The organism is Gulosibacter sediminis (assembly GCF_014904065.1).
Lineage (GTDB): Bacteria > Actinomycetota > Actinomycetes > Actinomycetales > Microbacteriaceae > Gulosibacter > Gulosibacter sediminis.
In genome coordinates, this window is sequence record NZ_JACXJG010000010.1 from 178,292 (window position 1) to 181,067 (window position 2,776).

Consider the following 2,776-nt stretch of genomic DNA (forward strand, 5'->3'; position numbering starts at 1 on the left):
CGCCGTCGAACGCATCACCCGAGGCAACTTCCGACTCCTCGAACGCCTCCTCCCACAGATCCAACGCGTCCTGAAGATCAACGAGCTCGACGTCATCACCAACGACGTCGTCGAAGCCGCCCGCAGCACCCTCGTCATCGGCACCACCTGACCCGACACCGACCGCAGCGAAAACGACGACACAGAGCGAGGCTGCTCACAAGGAACGACGGCACGCCTGGCNAAGACCCGTCCGGTGAACTGTCCGGTGAAGGGAGGCTATATGACACACTGGGGAGCATGTCCCCCTTGAAGGTCGGCTATGCCCGAGTCTCCACCGACGAGCAGGACCTGACCGCGCAGCGTGACGGACTCGCGGCGTTCGGCGTCGATCCCAAGCGCATCTACGTCGATCACGGGCTCACGGGCCGCAACGCCGACCGTGAGGGCCTGCGACAGGCGCTGGCAGCGTGTCGGGACGGCGATACATTCGTGGTCACCAAGCTCGATCGGCTGGCGCGTTCGGTCCGTGATGCCCACCAGATCGCCGACGACCTCGCGGCGCGGGAAGTGAAGCTGAGCATCGCCGGATCGGTGAACGACCCGACCGACCCGATGGGGAAACTGTTGTTCAACGTGCTGGCGATGGTCGCCGAATTCGAAGCCGACCTCATCCGTGCCCGCACCCGCGAGGGGATGAAGGTCGCCAAGGCCAAGGGCCGGCTGCGCGGGAAGTCACCGAAACTCACCCCCCGGCAAGAAGCTCACCTCGTCCAGCTACATGCCGCCGACGAGCACACCGTGGGCGAGCTGGCCGAGCTGTTCAGCGTGGGCCGCTCCACGGTCTACCGCGCCCTTCAGCGCGCCGAGCGCGGGCGCGAGAACGCCTTGCAGTAGGTGCGTCGTGGACGCTCGAGCGCGGTGGCGAATCCTCAGGCTCCACGTCGAGGACCAGGTGCCCCTCGCGCGCTTAGCGCGTGAGACCGATGTTGGGCTGCGGACCCTGGAGCGCTGGCACGCCCGCTACCGCGCCGACGGCTACGCCGGACTGGAGACAGCCTCGCGAGCGGACACCGGCTCCCGCCGCCTTCCGCCCGACCTCGTCCACCTGATCGAGGGCCTGGCACTGAGCAAGCCGCGGCCGGCCATCGCCACGATCCATCGCAAAGTCACGGGCATCTGCGCCGCCCGGAGGTGGCCGGTCCCCTCCTACTCGGTGGTGTGGGACATCGTGCGGACCCTGGATCCCGGCATGGTCACCCTCGCCCTGGGGGGGGNCGCGACAAGCACGAGCTGGTGCTACGCCGGCAAGCAGAGCTGCCCAACGCGATGTGGCAATCCGATCACACCATGCTCGACATCCTGGTGGTGGGCACCGACGGCAAGCCTGCACGGCCATGGCTGACAACGATCCTCGACGACTGCTCCCGGGCGGTCTGCGGCTACACAGTCTTCCTGGGCGCACCGTCGGCGATGAACACCGCCCTGGCGCTACGCCAAGCGATCTGGCACAAGACCGACCCGGCCTGGCCGATGTGCGGCCTGCCCGACGTGCTCTACGTCGACCACGGCAGCGACTTCACCAGTGACCAGCTCGCCCACACCGCCGTCGACCTCCACATCCGACTGATCCACTCCACCGTCGCCCGACCCCAGGGACGGGGCAAGATCGAGCGGTTCTTCGGCNACTCGCCACCCTGCCCGGACACATCACCGAAGGGCACCCCTGGCCGACACCGAAACTGTCCCTGGCCGCCCTCGATAGCGCCCTGGAGGCGTTCGTGGCCACCTACAACGACCGCACGCACAGCGAGCTCGGAACCTCCCCGCGCAGCGCGTGGATCGCCGATGGCTGGCTGCCCCGAATGCCCGAGAGCCTGGAAGACCTCGACGGACTGCTGTTGACCGTCGCCAAGACCCGCGTCGTGCGCCGCGATGGCATCCGCTTCCAGGGCATGCGCTACGTCTCGCCAACTCTGGCCGGCTACGTCGGACGCTCGGTCGTGATCCGCTACGACCCCCGCGACATCACCGAGATCCGCGTCTTCGATCACGACGAATTCGTCTGCAAGGCCGTCAACCAAGAGCACCACGACCAGAAGGTCAGCCTCAAGGAGATCCAGGCCGCGCGCAACGCCCGCCGCCGGGCGCTGCGAGCCGGCATCAACGAACGCATCGCCCTCGTGGCCGCACCTACCGAGACACCACGGATCACCGAAGCACCGGCTCCGGCGCCGAGGTCGGCGTTGAAGATCTACAAGGAGGACCTCAGGTGAGCCAGCGCTTCATCGTCACCAAGGAGCACCGCCGCTTCACCGAGTTCGCCGACGCAGTGCGCCGCGGGCACACCATCGGTTTGTGCTTCGGATCAGCCGGCGTGGGAAAGACACTCTCCGCGCGCCGCTACGCGCACTACGAGAAGGCTCATGACCTGCTGACCTACTGGGGGCCGCGCTCCGACAACGACGCCAAGATCTACGCCGCCTTGAACCGGAGCCGCACCGTGCTCTACACCCCCAGCGTGCTGACCACCCCGCGGACCCTGAAGGACGAGCTGACCCAAGCCATCACCCGCACCAACATGTGCATCGGGCAGCACCTCGTACCTCCCGGCACGGCCACTCCCGAGGCCTGGGGATGGCGACACGGCAGGAACTACGTGGAGCTGATCATCGTCGACGAGGCCGAACGACTGCGTCCCGCCGCGCTGGAACTGCTGCGCGATCGCTACGACCGCGACGACATCGCCCTGATCCTGATCGGCATGCCCGGCCTGGAGAAGCAGTTCAGCCACTAC

The 2,776-nt window shown here is 67.4% G+C and carries 2 protein-coding genes and 1 pseudogene; all 3 read left to right on the forward strand.

The genetic code is table 11. The features are described from left to right. Positions 1–279: 279 nt before the first annotated feature. On the forward strand, positions 280–876 hold the full coding sequence (locus ID132_RS06500) for a recombinase family protein (protein WP_193128153.1): 597 nt from the start codon (positions 280–282) through the stop codon (positions 874–876). A 7-nt stretch (positions 877–883) separates the two neighbouring features. Continuing rightward, positions 884–2,255: pseudogene (locus ID132_RS15210) on the forward strand (transposase). Beyond that, the coding region (locus tag ID132_RS13765; RefSeq protein ID WP_328743704.1) for an ATP-binding protein at positions 2,252–2,776 on the forward strand (525 nt) is incomplete at its 3' end. The pseudogene ID132_RS15210 and the gene ID132_RS13765, both read left to right, overlap by 4 nt.